Source organism: Mesoflavibacter sp. SCSIO 43206 (genome assembly GCF_019904215.1).
GTDB lineage: Bacteria > Bacteroidota > Bacteroidia > Flavobacteriales > Flavobacteriaceae > Mesoflavibacter > Mesoflavibacter zeaxanthinifaciens.
The window spans coordinates 1,424,522-1,440,687 of the sequence record NZ_CP063201.1; the positions used below are offsets into that span (position 1 = coordinate 1,424,522).

At 32.1% G+C, this 16,166-nt stretch carries 11 protein-coding genes and 1 tRNA gene; 3 read left to right on the forward strand and 9 right to left on the reverse strand.

What is annotated here, in order from left to right:
- Nucleotides 1–8: 8 nt before the first annotated feature.
- The 4 genes from serS to INR78_RS06660 all read right to left on the reverse strand — a co-directional run bounded on the left by serS (nt 9) and on the right by INR78_RS06660 (nt 6,579).
- Entirely contained in the window at nt 9–1,280 is a 1,272-nt protein-coding gene (serS, locus tag INR78_RS06645) for a serine--tRNA ligase (RefSeq protein ID WP_223077983.1), read from the reverse strand.
- A gap of 165 nt (nt 1,281–1,445) precedes the next feature.
- The gene (locus INR78_RS06650) at nt 1,446–2,765 is read right to left on the reverse strand and encodes an HTTM domain-containing protein (RefSeq protein WP_223077984.1); all 1,320 of its coding nucleotides are present in this window, start codon (nt 2,763–2,765) and stop codon (nt 1,446–1,448) included.
- Nucleotides 2,758–3,669, reverse strand: coding sequence for a bifunctional riboflavin kinase/FAD synthetase (locus INR78_RS06655; protein ID WP_255593137.1), 912 nt, complete (start codon nt 3,667–3,669; stop codon nt 2,758–2,760). The genes INR78_RS06650 and INR78_RS06655 overlap by 8 nt, the downstream gene beginning before the upstream one ends.
- Nucleotides 3,670–3,750: 81 nt before the next feature.
- Nucleotides 3,751–6,579: a M43 family zinc metalloprotease gene (locus tag INR78_RS06660; RefSeq protein WP_223077985.1), complete on the reverse strand. Its 2,829-nt coding sequence runs from the start codon at nt 6,577–6,579 to the stop codon at nt 3,751–3,753.
- A 117-nt stretch (nt 6,580–6,696) separates the two neighbouring features.
- On the opposite strand from INR78_RS06660, the gene INR78_RS06665 reads away from it, so the two are divergent.
- A complete protein-coding gene (locus INR78_RS06665; RefSeq protein WP_223077986.1) occupies nt 6,697–10,665 on the forward strand; it encodes a reprolysin-like metallopeptidase in 3,969 nt (1,322 codons plus the stop codon).
- Between the two features lie 49 nt (nt 10,666–10,714).
- Here the strand turns inward: INR78_RS06665 and pth are convergent, their stop codons facing one another.
- From pth to INR78_RS06680, 3 genes are all read right to left on the reverse strand, one after another.
- Nucleotides 10,715–11,347 carry an aminoacyl-tRNA hydrolase gene (gene pth / locus INR78_RS06670; RefSeq protein ID WP_223077987.1) on the reverse strand — a complete coding sequence of 211 codons (633 nt, stop codon included), beginning with the start codon at nt 11,345–11,347 and terminating at the stop codon, nt 10,715–10,717.
- Between the two features lie 79 nt (nt 11,348–11,426).
- The gene (locus INR78_RS06675; RefSeq protein WP_106677311.1) at nt 11,427–12,059 is read right to left on the reverse strand and encodes a 50S ribosomal protein L25/general stress protein Ctc; all 633 of its coding nucleotides are present in this window, start codon (nt 12,057–12,059) and stop codon (nt 11,427–11,429) included.
- Between the two features lie 29 nt (nt 12,060–12,088).
- Complete coding sequence (locus INR78_RS06680) at nt 12,089–13,030, reverse strand: ribose-phosphate pyrophosphokinase (protein ID WP_223077988.1); 942 nt, start codon at nt 13,028–13,030, stop codon at nt 12,089–12,091.
- Between the two features lie 144 nt (nt 13,031–13,174).
- On the opposite strand from INR78_RS06680, the gene INR78_RS06685 reads away from it, so the two are divergent.
- A tRNA-Leu gene (locus tag INR78_RS06685) sits at nt 13,175–13,256 on the forward strand.
- 36 nt (nt 13,257–13,292) lie between these two features.
- Here the strand turns inward: INR78_RS06685 and INR78_RS06690 are convergent.
- The gene (locus tag INR78_RS06690) at nt 13,293–14,297 is read right to left on the reverse strand and encodes a LacI family DNA-binding transcriptional regulator (RefSeq protein WP_106677313.1); all 1,005 of its coding nucleotides are present in this window, start codon (nt 14,295–14,297) and stop codon (nt 13,293–13,295) included.
- 73 nt (nt 14,298–14,370) lie between these two features.
- A complete protein-coding gene (locus tag INR78_RS06695; protein ID WP_223077989.1) occupies nt 14,371–15,360 on the reverse strand; it encodes an SMP-30/gluconolactonase/LRE family protein in 990 nt (329 codons plus the stop codon).
- Between the two features lie 142 nt (nt 15,361–15,502).
- Between INR78_RS06695 and INR78_RS06700 the strand changes: the two genes are divergently transcribed.
- Nucleotides 15,503–16,090 (forward strand): HupE/UreJ family protein, encoded by a 588-nt coding sequence (locus INR78_RS06700; protein WP_027879547.1) that lies wholly within the window; start codon nt 15,503–15,505, stop codon nt 16,088–16,090.
- Nucleotides 16,091–16,166: the final 76 nt, after the last annotated feature.

The following is a 16,166-nucleotide window of genomic DNA, read 5'->3' on the forward strand; positions in this document are numbered from 1 at the left end:
CGATGATTTTAGTCAATCCACTCAAAACCAGTATAAGGCACTAAAACATCTGGTATTTTAATTCCTTTTTCGGTTTGGTAATTTTCTAATATACCTGCTAAAACACGAGGTAAAGCTAATGAGCTACCATTTAATGTATGAGCAAGCTCGTTTTTACCTTCTTTATTTTTAAATCTAAGTTTTAAACGATTAGCTTGATAGGTTTCAAAATTAGATACACTAGATATTTCTAACCAACGGTCTTGAGCAGTAGAAAACACTTCAAAATCAAAAGTTAAAGCAGATGTAAACCCAATATCACCACCGCATAATCGTAAAATACGATAAGGTAATTTTAACTCTTTTAAAATCTCTTTTATATGATTAACCATGCTGTCTAAAGCATTATAAGAATTATCAGGATGTTCAACTCTAATAATTTCTACTTTATCAAATTGGTGTAAGCGGTTTAAACCACGTACGTGTGCACCGTAACTTCCAGCTTCACGTCTAAAACAAGGTGTATATCCTGTAATACCAATTGGTAAATCACTTTCGTTTAATAACACATCTCTAAAAATATTAGTACCTGGAACTTCTGCAGTAGGAATAAGGTATAAGTTGTCTCCTGTAACGTGATACATTTGTCCTTCTTTATCTGGTAATTGACCTGTACCAAAGCCAGATGCTTCGTTTACTAAATGAGGAAACTGAAACTCTGTGTATCCTGCTTCTGTATTTTTATCTAAAAAATAAGCAATTAAAGCACGTTGTAATCTTGCACCTTTACCTTTGTATACAGGAAAACCTGCTCCAGTAATTTTATTACCAAGCTCAAAATCGATTATATCGTATTTTTTAGCTAATTCCCAATGTGGTAACGCTTCGCTATGTAATTGAGGTATATCTCCTTCTTTATAAATCTCTTCGTTATCTTCATCGGTATTTCCCGATGGGACACTGTCGTGTGGTACGTTAGGGATTTGATAAAGCAATTGGCTTAAAGCGTCTGCCTTTTGGTTTAACTGTTCTGATAAGGTTTTAGAGCTTTCTTTTAAATCGCCAGTTTTAGCTTTAAGTGCATTAGCTTCTTCAGCTTTACCAGATTTAAACAACATACCAATTTCTTTGGAGATACTGTTAGATTCTGCCAATACATTATCTAATTGTGTTTGTAGTGCACGGCGTTCTTCATCTAAAATAATTACTTGGTCAATTAAAGGTTTAGCATCAATATTTCTTACAGCTAAACGTTTTATAACCGCTTCTTTGTTCTCTCTAATAAAAGGTAGTTGTAACATTGTTTTTTTATTATTTGGGCGTTACCTAAAGGTCAGGCTTTCAGTTATATCTTTTTTTGCCATATGTGGCAGCAAAAAAAGGATGCCACTTCAATCCTTAACGCAAATAAGTAACGCTAAAATTAAGTGGTAAAAGTAGTAAGATTTTGGGTTTATAAAAACAAATTATTTATCTAATTGAGAAGGTAATAACCAATCACTGTGTTTGTGCCAATGCCAAGGGACAGCAGCTAAATCTACATTTTTGTCAATAAGACGTCTATAAGGTCTACCATTAACGCTAACTTTTGCATCTACAAAGACCATAATGTCTTTACCTTTTTTAGCATATTCTTTCTTTAAATGCTGTGCAAATTGCCATATCACATCTGGTTTACAGCTAGCAGATCTAATTTGCTTTTTGGTTAGATAGTTAGACATTACAATAAACTCTGACTTATTAGTTGCTTTATCTATAATTTTATAACTAGTTCTTCCTGATTTAGATCTTAACATCATTCGCCAAGATAATCTGTGACCTTCTTCTGTCCATAACACATTGTCTGTAAAAACATGTTGTCTTAACGGGAGCGCTATTTGAATGACAAAGTATATAACACCAATACTAACTAAAATAGGTTTGTAGCCTTTTACAATAATTTCAGCTTTTGTGTAAAGTGGTTTATTTTTTAAAAATATGTTTTTGACTTTTTCAGGTTCAAAGAAGAAAAGCGAAAATGCTAAAGCTAAATAAGGAAATATACCTACTTGAAAAACAATAGAGTTAAATAAATGAAAGAAAATAGAGGCAACAAACATATATTTTCTTGTTGGTTTATAAAGTAGTAGTGGTATTACTAATCCATCATAGAGTATTCCTCCATAAGCAATTAATTGAGCTATAAATTTATATTGAAGTAAATCTCCAATTATCATATAATTAGCCTTACTAGCCATTAATTGTTTAGGTACCGATAGGTCTAGCCAATCAGGATATATTTTTGCAATAGAAGCGTAAGTGTATAGTATAAATAATTGTATGACAAACACCCATTTTACCCAACTAGGCATGCTAATTTCCTTGATATTTGGATTTATTTTTGCATCTAAAGAAGCGTATCTATTTGCAGGCAAAAACACCATTATAGCGCTTAACAGCATTAATAAATAATAATGGTTATTATAAGAAGATTTTTGCATTAAATAAGTATATGACCACATTAAAGTAAATGCTAACATGCTTAATCTATATTTGTAGCCAAGCATTATTAATAAGCCAAAAATACCCATCAATACATAATACACATACATCCAATTACCAGGTAAGGGCTGTAAAAATTCAAAACCAATAAAATTGAAAGTAAACTTAGGTTCTACTAAAGTACGTGTAACCCAACCTGTAAAAATAGCGCCAACAGATTCTAAAAAACAAAGAGCTCCAAAAATGATACGAAACACTATTAGAGAACTATTGTCAATTTGTTTAAATAAGAATTTGTTAAGCATGAGATTTTATAAATTCTAAAGCATTGTTTTTATCAATATGAAGCTGACTTTGTAATTCTTCAACAGAATTAAACTTTTGTTCATCACGAAGTCTTTGTAATAATTCTATTTTTAAATTTTGTCCGTAAAGGTCTTTATTAAAATCAAAAAAATGAGTTTCTATAGTTTGATGTTTGCCATTTACTGTTGGATTGTGACCAATATTCATCATACCATAGACTGTAATATTATCTATTATTGACTTTACAATATAAACACCATGTTTTGGGATAAGTTTATAGTTTTCTTCTATATGTAAGTTGGCTGTTGGGTAATTAATAGTTTGGCCTAATTTTTTCCCATCAATAACTTTACCAGTTAGCATAAAGTTGTAACCCAAATAAGTATTAGCAGTTTTTATGTTGCCTTCTTGTAAAGCGGCTCTAATTTTTGTAGAGCTTACTGCTACATCGTTGATGTCTTGTTTAGAAATTTCTTCGACTTCAAAATCAAAATCCTTTCCAAATTGTTTTAAATCTTCAATGTTAGCATTTCTATTTCTACCAAAATGATGATCGTATCCAATAATGATGTGTTTTGCTTTAAGATGATCTACAAGAATGTTTTTTACAAAATCTTCGGCTGTTAGTCTAGAAAATTCTTTTGTGAATTCTTTTATGACTAGGTTAGAAATACCAAATTGTTTAAGAATGTCTTTTTTCTCATCAATTGTATTGATAAGTTTAATATTGGCATCTTTTTGTAAAACCATCCTAGGATGTGGAAAGAAGGTTAATAGTGAAGGTGTAAGATTTTTGATTTCTGAAATTTCAACCAAACGTTTAATAATTTTCTGGTGTCCAATGTGTACACCATCAAAGGTGCCAATGGTTAAGACTGTATGGTTTGAGTTTTTATTTTTCACTATTTAATTTCTAGATATACAAAAATAAAAAAGCCAATTGATTTTACTCAATTGGCTTTAGTTATTTATTTTCTAAACTATTTATTTTTTAATAAATGGTAAAGTTAAGTTTCTATTTGATTTAGAAATTTTTATAAAATACATTCCGTCACTAAAAGGTGTTGTATCAATTGTTAAATCACTAGCATTATTAATTTTATTATCAATTAATAATTGACCTAACATATTGTAAACCTTATAAGAATCTGGCATGTCATTTTGGTTATCTACTTTAATGTTTAAAACAGAAACTGTTGGGTTTGGATAGATAGAGATGCTATTAGCTAATTCAAAATCGTTATTTGATAAAAATGCTAATTGACTACCAAAGTAATAAGTACCAGCAATACCCATACTAAGGTTTGCAGTAAGCTTATAATCTGATCCAAAAGTAGAGTTTGTTACAGCAACAACTTCTCCTGTAGTTTCGTTTAATACAAATAAATCGTTTATGGTATTACCAGTTGCAGTTTCCCATGCTGAAATTTCTGCTTGGGTAAAGTAGAAATTAATTGTAGCAGCATCTGAAGTACTAGCATTTGCTGTAGTAATGTCAAATGTTTTAGCAGTAACATAACCAGCAGGATCAGTACCACCATTATATGCTACAGCATCTGCTCCTGCAGTTGCAACGTCTCTTGATACAGCAACAGTAGCACATCCATAATTAAATCCAGAAGTATTATCTATATCTGTCATAATATCTCCTGTTGTTACGTCTGTAGAGTAAACTAATCCAGAAGTTAATAAGTTAAATTGATCTGGAGTAGATGTATTAACGTCTGTTTGAACACTAGTATCAAAAGTAGCGCTAACTCTTACGTCATCAAGCTCTATAGAGAATTGATCTGATACGTTATGATGTCTAAATCCTACATAAATAGTTTGTCCTATAAAGCTAGATATATCTAATGTTCTTGTGGTTAACGTGTTTATTCCATCAAGAGTGCTTTCGTTAAAACTTGTTGGAGACGCTTGTAAAGCAGTTATAGTGTTAGAAGTTGCAACGTAAACTGTATAGTTTTCTACATCCCAGTCTGGATCAACAGCTGCAATTTTCCATTGTAATTGTAAAGATCCTGTAACAGAAGTTAAATCTATAGCTGGTGTAATTGCCCAGTTATCTGGTGTTAAAGCTCCAGTAGTACTTACCCAAGAAAAAGATCTTAAAACAGAAATGTCTCCAGCACCTAAACCAGAATCTGTTAAAGTAACAGGAATCCAGTTGTTTGTGTCTCCATCAGAATCAATAAATGACCAATCAGAAACATCACCATCGTTAAAATCGTCAAAGAATACATCTGTAGTTGTAGTTGTTGTTACAGCTTCATCATCATTAATAATCATTGTTTCGTAAACATTTGAAGATGCAGTTACGTTTCCTGTAGTAGAAACATTTACAGATAATGAAATTGTTTCATCAGCTTCTACAAAGTTATCATTAAAGATTCTTAGTGTAACTGAGTTACTTGGAGTTGTTGAACCAGAAGCAAAAGTTACAGAGTTGTTAATAAGTTCGAAGTCTTCATTTTCTGTAGCAGTTCCTGTGTTAACTAAACTAGCAGTTGCAGAAGCGTTACCTGCTATAGACATTGTTAAGTCAATTGTTATGTCTTGGAAGTTACAATCACTTCCTTCTGTAACATTTTCAGGTAAAGCTGTAGTTACATATACTGTTGGTGATATAGAACAAGCAGTTGAAGAGTTTAACTCGACACGTCTTGGTGCATTTGCCATAATGGCTTGTATACGGTCTTTTTGATCTTGAGTAAACGTATCCATACAAGCATCGTTAGTATAATCCATGTAGTTTTGTACTTGATCAAAATCAGGATTGTCCGTACAAGAGTTATTAAAAAGATTACAAGTATAGTTTGGTGCTGCAGCATTTGGTGTGTCAGCACAAAAATCGTCTGCACTACAGTCTCCGTCTCCCCATATATGACGTAAACCTAACCAGTGACCAACTTCATGTGTCATCGTTCTTCCTAGGTTGTAAGTACCGTCTAGCATAAATGTACCATCGTCTTCTGCAATGGTTCCCATAACATAATAACCAGCTACTACACCATCAGTACTAGCCATTCCGCCTGTAGGATTTAAACCAGGTAAATTAGGTGTATTATCAGGAAATTGAGCGTAACCTAATAATCCTCCTAATCCAGGATTAAAAAGGTCATTAATAGGATTTCCTCCTGGATTTATTGTCCACATGTTTAAATATTTGGTAGGGTCCCATTGTGTAACAGACTTCATAGACTCAACATTAGGTCTAGTTTCCCAATCAGTTGGATCTGCAGGTGTTTGACTATTACTATAAGGTGTTATGTTATGTCTAACAATACCTGTAGTAGGTGCACCATTAGGATCTACTTGAGCAATACAGAAGTTAATTTCAACATCAACAGCAAGACCTGTAGTGTTTGCTCCACCAGGTGTACCAGCAAGACGTCTGTAATCTTCATTTAAAACTTGAATTTGAGATAATGCTTGAGCATCAGTAATGTTTGGTCCTGTACCAACTGCTTCACCTGTATGTACAACATGTATTACAACAGGAATATTATAAATTACTTGCTGCGATTCAGATCTTTGACTTGCTCTGTTTGCTTTTATTTCAGCAATTTTAGGAGCTAACCAATTTTCAAAATCAGTTCTGTCAGCTCTGTTGCGATATTGTTGCTGTAAAGCCTGTTCGTTTTCGTCAGTCAAACATCTTGCAAATCCAGTTTGGTTTATAGATTCTTTAGTTTGATCTGTAAGTTGGAAGTTCTGACCGTTAGTTGCTTTTTTATTTTGATTATTTTGAGCTTTTAAGGAGAAGCTTACAAATAAAATAAATAATAAAGCACTTAGAGTAGAGTTTTTCATTTATAGAATTTTTAAAATTATAGCCCAAATTTACTTAAAAATTAATTATTAGTAAGTTAATTTAATGGGTTTGTTTTAAATATTAACTATTTTTATAAGCAATTGAAATTTTAAATTATGAAACAACAACTACTTTTAACTGTTTTCATTTTATCTTTTTTCTCTGGTTTAGCGCAAAATTCATGGAAAAAAATATCAAGTAATAGTATTGAAAATGTTAACTTAAAGAAGTTTGATTCTAATCATTCAGCTTTATTTAGTCTGGATATTGAAGCTTTTAAGGCAAAATTACAAAGCGCTCCATTAAGGTCAAATTCTAATGGTCAGTCCAGTACAATTGTGTCGATACCTGATGAAACTGGTAAAACACTTCAATTTAGAGTTGTGGAAGCTCCTGTTTTATCTAAAGAGTTATCGATACAATACCCTAATATAAAAACCTATTTAGGTTCTCTTGTAAATGATGTTACTACTAGAGTTAGGTTTAGCGTAACTCCTTTAGGTGTTAATGTTATGATTACACGAGCAAATCAAAAATTAACATTAATACAACCAGTGTCTAGATTTTCTAATGTAGAACATATAGCTTACAAAAGAAAATCTATAAATGAAGATGTTAAGAGGTTTGAATGTCTAACTGATGAAACTAAGATTAGAGATCAAAACATAGGTCAGTCTAGAATGATGGATGCAAATGACCAGTTATTAAGAGATTATAGAATTGCAGTTTCTACAAACGGAGAATATACCCAATTTTGGGATGATGGTAACGCAGCTAATGGAGACGCTCAACAAGATGCTTTAGCGCAAGTTGTATCTACATTAAACAGAGTAAATGAGGTTTATGAAGTGGATATGGCAATAACATTTACATTAGTTACAGGAACAGAAATTATTTTTCCTGATCCAGCAACAGATCCTTATACAGGTAGTTTTAATAGTCAATTACAAAACGAATTAACAAGTACCGTAGGAGAAGCAAATTATGATATTGGACATTTATTTGCTTATGGAGGTAATAATGGTAATGCAGGTTGCATTGGCTGTGTTTGTGAAGATAATCAAAAAGGAAGCGGGTTTTCTTCTCATTCTTTCTTAGATAATGATGGAGGAGCTTATATGTCAGATTTTTTTGATATTGATTACGTGCCTCATGAGATTGGTCATCAAATGGGAGCAAATCATACCTTTGCTTTTAATACAGAAGGAACTGGTGTAAACTCAGAACCTGGAAGTGGTACAACAATTATGGGATATGCTGGTATTACTGGTGCAAATGATGTGCAAGATCATAGTGATGCTTATTTTCATTATCATAGTATTAATCAGATTTTAACAAATGTAGCATCAGCACCAAACAATTGTGCAACAACAACAGCTATTACAAATAATCCTCCAGTAGCTAATGCTGGTTTAGATTATACAATACCTAATGGTACTGCTTTTGTCTTAAAAGGAGCTGCTACTGATGCAGATTCTGGAGATGTATTAACTTATACTTGGGAACAAATAGATAGCGGATCTACAACTAGTACGTCTTTTGGACCAGCGCATACAGGTCCTGTATGGAGATCTAGACCACCAAGTACCAATCCAGATAGATATATGCCAATAATAGAAAGAGTTATTGCAGGTGAATTAACAGAAACTAACCCTGTAGAAACTTTTGATAATAGTTCTTGGGAAACCGTATCTACCATAGGTAGAACGTTAAATTTTGCTTTAACTGTTAGGGATAGATCAGATGCTGGCGGAGTTGGTCAAACACCTCAAAGCGATTTTGATACCATGACCGTAACAGTAGATGGTAGTTCTGGACCATTTGCTGTCACTTCTCAAACTTCTGCGGTTACTTGGGACGCTGGTTCTACAGAAACAATTACATGGGATGTAGCTGGTACAAATACTGGTGCAGTTAACACACCAACAGTTAATATTAAACTGTCTACAGATGGTGGTTTTACTTACCCTTATGTATTAGCTACTGATGTGCCAAATGATGGTTCGCATGACATTACAGTTCCTGTCACAGGCGGAGATACTGCTACAGCAAGAGTAATGGTAGAAGGTAATAACAATATTTTTTATGCAATTAATTCTACTAATTTTAGCATACAAGAATCAGAATTTGTTATAACAGCAAATAATACTCCTGTTGATGTTTGTAGCCCTAATGACGCTGTGTTTAATTTTACTTACAATACTTTTTTAGGTTTTTCAGGAACAACCACTTTCTCTACTTCTGGTTTACCTGCAGGTACAACTGCAACTATAACTCCTACAACAGCTACAGCAGACGGAACAGCAGTAACAGTTACAGTAACAGGTATCGGAGGTTTGTCAATAGGAAATTATCCGTTTACGCTAACAGGAACATCAGGTTCAATTACTAGTTCTGCAAATGTAGAATTCAATGTAAATGACACAAATTTTTCAACCATCAACACTTTAACACCTGCTTTAGGCGTAACAGATGTGGCGCCATCTAATGCTTTGTTTACATGGGATTCAGACCCAAATGCGACTTCTTATGAGTTAGATATTGCTACAGATTCTGGTTTTACTTCTATAATAGATAGCCAAACATTAACATCAAATAATTATACATCAACAAGCTTAGCAACTCAAACAATGTATTGGTGGAGAGTTAGAGCTGTAAACGATTGTGGTAATGGTGCTTATGCTACTTCAAATTTTGAAACAGCAAACATAGCGTGTAATACATATACTTCTAATGATACACCAATTGCAATACCAGATAGTAATACCACAGGAATATCTTCTATAATTACAGTTACAGATGTTAGCTCTATAATAGATGTAAATGTTACAATTAATATTACTCATTCTTATGTTTCAGACTTAACCGTTTCATTAGTTAGTCCTGCAGGTACAGAGATAGATTTAAGTTTTGAAAATGGTGGTTCGGGTATGAATTATACAGATACGGTATTTGATGATGATGCGGCTAACCCAATTGCTAGTGGTACAGCGCCATTTACTGGTGTTTATCAACCTACCGAAGCGCTTTCTATATTAAACTCTGAATTTTCTTCTGGAGACTGGACATTAAAAGTTATAGATAGCTACGGTTTTGATACTGGAGATTTAGTAAATTGGTCAATCGAGATTTGTGGTTCTCCGCAGAATGATACGGATGGAGATGGTATACCAGACGGATCTGATAATTGTGTAAATACTCCAAATTTTGATCAAGCAGATGTAGACGGAGATGGAATAGGAGACGTGTGTGACGATGATATTGATAATGACGGTATTTTAAATACTTCAGATAATTGTATCTATACTCCAAACGCAGACCAAGCAGATGCCGATGGAGATGGTATTGGAGATGTGTGTGATGTAGAATGTACTGTTTATAGTGCAACAGATTTACCAATTACAATCGCTTCAACTGGAGCAGATGCTAATTATACTTCCGTAATTAATATTTTAGAAGATGCACCTATTGCAGATGTTAATGTTACGATAAGTATTAATCATACTTGGAATAGTGATTTAGATATTTCTTTGATAAGTCCTGCAGGAACAATTATAGAGTTATCTACAGGAAATGGAGGTAGTTCTGATAATTATACTAATACAGCTTTTGATCAAGATGCGACAAGCTCTATTACAACAGGAAGTGCTCCTTTTACAGGAGTGTTTATACCAGAAGGTGATTTGTCTTTATTAAACGGAGAAATGTCTGCAGGAAATTGGACCTTATCTGTAGATGATACTTATGGTCCTGAAGATGGAGGAACAATTTTGTCTTTTGATTTAGAGTTGTGCTTGTTTAGTGCTTTATCAATTGGAAATGATGTTTTAAATAACACTAAATTTAGTGTTTATCCTAATCCTAATAATGGAGAATTTACCATTAAAATGAAAAATACAGTTTTTAAAGAAGATGTAGAAATTTATGTTTATGATATAAGAGGCAGAAAAGTATTTTATCAAAGTTTTAAAAACTCAAATAATTTTATTCAACAAATTAGCTTAAATGATGTTGAGTCAGGAATGTATATACTTAATGTAACAGATGGAGAAAATACTAAAACTAAAAAACTTATTATAGATTGATTTTTAGCATAGTAGTAAAAAAAAGGGAAGCTAATTTAGCTTCCTTTTTTTATTTACCGTTAAAGGTATTCATTGTGTTATTAACTCCAGCTGTACCAAAAGATTTAATTAGTTCTATACTTTTGTCTAAGCGTTCGGGTAGTTTTTGGTTTTCTTCTTCATCCCATTCTCCTAAAACGTAGTCTACTTGTCTACCTTTACTAAACGCGTCGCTTATGCCAAATCTAAACCTATTGTATTTAGTTGTGTTTAATTTTTCTTGAATATCTTTTAAGCCATTATGTCCTCCGTCACTACCTTTAGTTTTTAAACGCAAAGTACCAAAAGGTAAATTTAAGTCGTCAGTGATAACTAATAAGTTTTCTAAGGGTATTTTTTCTTTAGTCAGCCAATATTGTACAGCTTTTCCGCTAAGATTCATATAGGTGCTGGGCTTTAAAAGTATAAATGTTCTTCCTTTAAATTTATAAGTTGTAATATCTCCTAGTTTAACTGTTTCAAAAGTTAATTCTTCTTTAGACACTAATTGGTCTAAAATTTTAAAACCGATATTGTGTCTTGTGTTTGTGTACTTTTCGCCAATATTTCCTAAGCCAACAATTAAAAATTTTTTCATAGGGTTTTGTTCTTTAACTAATACAGTTGGATTTTTTTTAAATAATTTTTTGAAAAAATCACACATCTTATAAAGTTTTATTTTTTCAAAAATAAAAAAGCATCCTGAATTAACAGAATGCTTTATTTATGAGTTTAAAAAGAGTTTATTCTTTTACAGCTGCAACATCGTCTGTTTCAGTTGCTGGTACATCTTCATCTTCATCCTCATCATCATCAGCAACAGCCATAGATGCTCTAGAACGTCTTACTTGACAAACTACAGTGTTGTCTGGATGCATAAATTTGAAGTCTTCACTATCTAAAGCAGTAATATAAAGTTTATTACCAATCTTTAAATCTGTAATATCTGCTTCGATGTAATCAGGTAAATTACCTGGTAACGCTTTTACACGTAAGCTACGTTTGTTTTTACGTAAAACACCACCGTTTCTTACACCTCTAGAGTTACCTGTGAATTGTACAGGAATTTCCATTGTTACTTCTTTGTTATCAAATAATTGGTAGAAGTCAATGTGTAAAATATTATCTGTTACTGGGTGAAACTGAATGTCTTGTAAAATAGCATTGTAAGTGTCTCCATTTTCCAGCTCAATCACAACTGTATGCGCATTTGGCGTGTATACTAGTTTTGAGAAGGCTAATTCTGGTGCAGAGAAATGCACTGGGTTGTCTCCTCCGTATAATACGCAAGGAACCTGACCAGCATTACGTAAGGCTTTTGTTGCTTTTTTGCCCACGCTTTCTCTTTGAGATCCGTTGATTGTAATTGATTTCATAATTGTTATTTATATTTATTTAATTATTTCTACATTATAAATTTTGAGCTTATTGATGCATTATGATGTACATTATGCATTACTTCTGCAAATAAATTTGCGCAGCTTAAAACTTTTACTTTTTTGCTTTCTTGCTTAAGAGGTATAGAATCTGTTACAATTAACTCTTCTAATCTAGAATTTTCTAATCTCTCATAAGCGGTGCCAGATAGTATTGGATGAGTACAAATAGCTCTTACGCTTTTTGCTCCTCTTTCCATCATTAAATCGGCAGCTTTGGTTAATGTTCCAGCAGTATCAACCATATCATCAACTAATACAACATTTTTACCAGTTACGTCACCAATAAGTTCCATATGAGAAATTACATTGGCTTTAGCACGTTGCTTATAGCATATTACTACATCGCTTTGCAATGCTTTAGAGTATGCGTAGGCACGTTTTGATCCTCCCATATCTGGAGAAGCTATAGTTAAATTGTCTAAATTTAACTCCTTTAAATAAGGTAAAAATATAGTAGATGCAAATAAGTGATCTACTGGTTTTTCAAAGAACCCTTGTATTTGGTCTGCATGCAAATCCATTGTTATAATGCGAGTTGCTCCTGCAGTTTCCAACATTTTTGCAACTAATTTTGCTGCAATTGGTACTCTTGGTTTGTCTTTTCTGTCTTGTCTAGCCCAACCAAAATAAGGTAGTACTGCTGTTATGTGTCTTGCAGATGCACGTTTTGCGGCATCTATCATTAATAACATTTCCATTAAATTTTCAGAACTAGGATTTGTAGATCCAATTATGAAAATTCTTGTTCCTCTTATAGATTCTTCATAAGAAGGTTGGAACTCTCCATCGCTATACGTTGAGGTAATTATTTTACCTAGATTAGTACCGTAAGCAGCCGCAATTTTTTCTGCTAAAGTTTTACTTTGTGTTATAGAAAATATTTTGGCTTCTGTTGTTGTACTAGACATAGTAATGTGTTGTTAAGCAGCACTTAAGACTACAGATTTTTATTTGAGGTGCAAATTTAGTATAATTTTTCAGCTTTAAAAGACATTAGTAGCTATTTTTAGTATAAAAGATTAAAATTATATTTAATTTTGCACTTCCTAATTGCTCAAGTGGCGGAATTGGTAGACGCGCCGGATTCAAAATCCGGTTTCTTCGGAAGTGTGGGTTCGATTCCCACCTTGAGTACAAAGTCTTCTAAATGTCTTGTTTAGAAGACTTTTTTTATGAGGATTGTCTATTTTGAATCTTTGAAGCGACTACTATATTTTCAAATGGTTTCTCAGGGAATTTTAATCGATCTATCAATAATTTTGTGGCTTTTCTTCCTATTTCTATACCATTTTGGCTTATAGTAGATAATTCTGGAGTTAGATGAGATGCTGTTCTTTCACTAGAATAGCCAATAATAGCAACATCTTTAGGTATTTCTAATCCTTTTTCTTTAACAGATTTTAGACCAGATAATGATGATTGAATATCTAATGCTATTATAGCATCTGTTTGATTATTACTTAAAAATAAATCTGTTTCTTTTTTTATACCTTCTTCGGATGATGATACTACATAAGACTCTAAAAACTCTATTCCGTTTTCATTAAGCGCTTGTTTGTAACCTGCTATTCTTGATTTACCAACTGTTAAGTTGCTAATAGTTGATACTAGCGCTATCTTTTTCCTGCCAGATTTTATTAAGTGCGATGTAGCTTTGTAAACTGCTTCTTTATCATCTACCAAAACTTTATCACAATTAATATCTTTAACTACTCTGTCAAACATAACAATAGCTTTTTTATTATCTAGAGCAGATGTAAAATGAGTATATTCTTTTTTAATTTGAGTTTCTTCAGAAGCGGTTACTATAAAACCGTCTACAATTCCGTTTGAGAAATGGTTTAAGTTATTAGATTCTTTTTCTAAAGATTCATTTGTAAGACTAACAACTAAGTTGTAATCTGTTTTTGCAATTTCTTGTTCAATACCATATAAAACTTGTGCAAAAAAGAAGTTTTGTACACTTGGGATAACTACAGCTATGGTTTTGGTAGTTCCAGATTTTAAATTTCTAGCTAATACATTAGGTTGATATTTATGAAGCGCAGCAAGTTCTTTTACTTTAGTTTTGGTATCATGACTAATTTCTGGGCTATCATTTAATGCTTTAGATATTGTTGATATTGAAACACCTAATATTTTTGATAACTCTTTTAATGTGATGCTTTTCTTCATTTTTTCTGAATTTCCCAAGTATTAAATTTACAAATTCCTACTATAATAGCAAGAATTAATATTGTTTTTTGTTTTATCTAATTGCTTCTTTAAAAAAGAAAGCTGGTCTGCCTTTAGCTTCTGGTTTATATTTAAAAATAGATCCTGCTAGAGGATATTTTTCTCTTTCTTCATTTGTCATATCGTTGGTAGACGTTGTGATATATAAAACATCCAAGTTTTTGCCTCCAAAAGCACAAGATGTTACATTATGTGCAGGTACTTCTATTTTTGAAATTAGCTGTCCTGTTTTTGGATTAAATTGCGCTACAGCATTACCATTCCATAAAGCAACCCATAACATATCATTTTGATCAATAGTCATTCCGTCTGGATAGCCTAAAGATTCTGGGACATTAACTGCTACTTTTTCGTTAGAAATTGTACTGGTCTTTATGTCGTAATTATAACTTTTAATGGTTTTGGTTGGTGTGTCTATATAATACATGGTTTTTGCATCTTTAGACCAAACAATTCCGTTAGAGATTGTAACGCTATCAATCATTTTTGTTGTAGTTCCGTTAGGTGCTACTTTATATAAGCTTGCTTTAGGTGAAGATTCTTTTAAATGCATAGAACCAACCCAAAAATTTCCTTGTGGGTCACACTTTCCGTCATTAAAACGGTTCTCGGTCATCGAAGCTTCAATATTAGAAATTTGATTTAATTTACCGTTGTCTAAATTTACCTGATATATACCATCTTCAAGAGCTATAACCGCTTGCTGTTTTGTATAAGGGACAACGGTCCCTATTTTTGATGGTGTTTTAATTACGTTATTATTTTTTGTTTTAGGGTTATATATATTTAGTGTTTGCCCTTCAATATCTACCCAGTATAATTCTTCAGTTTTATAATTCCATATAGCGCCTTCTCCTAATTTAGAACTAATTTTATATTCTAGAGTAGCAATATTAGTAATCTCATTTTTTTCTACTAGTGTTTTATTTTCCTTACAACTAGTTAACGTTAATATTGAAAATAGAAGTGTAAGTGCTATAAATTTAAAAATTGTTTTTACCATTAGTATTAGATGCGAATTGAGTATTTTTTTTGCGAAGATACAACCAAAAATAAGTTTTAAGTTTTGACATAAGTAAATATTGAAATTACTTTTGCGTTTTTTTACTTTTTGTATATTTACCCAACCCTAAAAATAACACCTAATGTTTAACGACTTTTGGCAAACTGTACAATATGGAATGAATCATGTGCTAGATATTAACGCATATGACCATGTATTATTTTTAATCGTATTAGCTGTACCTTATTTATTTAGAGATTGGAAACGCGTTTTATTACTGGTTACCATGTTTACAGTAGGACATACTTTATCTTTAATTTTGTCTGTTTATGGTCATGTACGTGTACAAGCAAGTTTGATTGAGTTTTTAATACCAATTACCATTTTAATTATGGCAGTTTACAATGTGTTTACTGCTGGTAAGCAAAAAAATAGCCAGAAAATAGGTATTCTATTTGTGTCGACATTATTTTTTGGTTTAATACACGGTTTTGGTTTTGGAAGAGAATTTAGAATGAACTTAGACTCTGGCGATAATAAATTTATAGCTTTATTAGAGTTTGCTTTAGGTATAGAAATAGCGCAAATAATAATAGTCTTTATTGTTCTATTTTTAGGATATATATTTCAAACAATATTTAGGTTTTCTAAAAGAGATTGGATGATGGTAGTCTCTTCAATAGTAATAGGACTAGTAATTCCGATGTTAATAGATAATTGGATTTTATAGTAATTAAATATTAAAAAGAGCCAATTTTATCTAAATTTTTCATAAAACTTATCCTTTTAAATTGTAATTAAAATAC

What these genes read in the sequence shown, in the direction of transcription:
- INR78_RS06660 (WP_223077985.1), bottom strand. Translation starts at nt 6,579, where the DNA reads ATGAAAAACTCTACTCTAAGTGCTTTATTATTTATTTTATTTGTAAGC.
- pth (WP_223077987.1), bottom strand. Translation starts at nt 11,347, where the DNA reads ATGTGTGATTTTTTCAAAAAATTATTTAAAAAAAATCCAACTGTATTA.
- INR78_RS06680 (WP_223077988.1), bottom strand. Translation starts at nt 13,030, where the DNA reads ATGTCTAGTACAACAACAGAAGCCAAAATATTTTCTATAACACAAAGT.
- INR78_RS06690 (WP_106677313.1), bottom strand. Translation starts at nt 14,297, where the DNA reads ATGAAGAAAAGCATCACATTAAAAGAGTTATCAAAAATATTAGGTGTT.
- INR78_RS06695 (WP_223077989.1), bottom strand. Translation starts at nt 15,360, where the DNA reads ATGGTAAAAACAATTTTTAAATTTATAGCACTTACACTTCTATTTTCA.
- INR78_RS06700 (WP_027879547.1), top strand. Translation starts at nt 15,503, where the DNA reads ATGTTTAACGACTTTTGGCAAACTGTACAATATGGAATGAATCATGTG.
- INR78_RS06665 (WP_223077986.1), top strand. Translation starts at nt 6,697, where the DNA reads ATGAAACAACAACTACTTTTAACTGTTTTCATTTTATCTTTTTTCTCT.
- serS (WP_223077983.1), bottom strand. Translation starts at nt 1,280, where the DNA reads ATGTTACAACTACCTTTTATTAGAGAGAACAAAGAAGCGGTTATAAAA.
- INR78_RS06675 (WP_106677311.1), bottom strand. Translation starts at nt 12,059, where the DNA reads ATGAAATCAATTACAATCAACGGATCTCAAAGAGAAAGCGTGGGCAAA.
- INR78_RS06650 (WP_223077984.1), bottom strand. Translation starts at nt 2,765, where the DNA reads ATGCTTAACAAATTCTTATTTAAACAAATTGACAATAGTTCTCTAATA.